The 527-nt window shown below is 55.2% G+C and carries 1 rRNA gene; it reads left to right on the forward strand.

The window, feature by feature from the left end:
• Positions 1-527: ribosomal RNA gene (locus tag IEV41_RS19895) — 23S ribosomal RNA — on the forward strand; the annotation flags it as partial.

Raw genomic sequence — 527 nt, forward strand, 5'->3', positions numbered from 1 at the left:
CCTCCTAAAGAGTAACGGAGGCGCCCAAAGGTTCCCTCAGAATGGTTGGAAATCATTCGAAGAGTGTAAAGGCATAAGGGAGCTTGACTGCGAGACCTACAAGTCGAGCAGGGACGAAAGTCGGGCTTAGTGATCCGGTGGTTCCGCATGGAAGGGCCATCGCTCAACGGATAAAAGCTACCCCGGGGATAACAGGCTTATCTCCCCCAAGAGTCCACATCGACGGGGAGGTTTGGCACCTCGATGTCGGCTCATCGCATCCTGGGGCTGTAGTCGGTCCCAAGGGTTGGGCTGTTCGCCCATTAAAGCGGTACGCGAGCTGGGTTCAGAACGTCGTGAGACAGTTCGGTCCCTATCCGTCGTGGGCGTAGGAAATTTGAGAGGAGCTGTCCTTAGTACGAGAGGACCGGGATGGACACACCGCTGGTGTACCAGTTGTTCCGCCAGGAGCACAGCTGGGTAGCTATGTGTGGAAGGGATAAGTGCTGAAAGCATCTAAGCATGAAGCCCCCCTCAAGATGAGATTT

The sequence above is a fragment of the Priestia taiwanensis genome (assembly GCF_014638355.1).
GTDB lineage: Bacteria > Bacillota > Bacilli > Bacillales > Bacillaceae_G > Priestia_D > Priestia_D taiwanensis.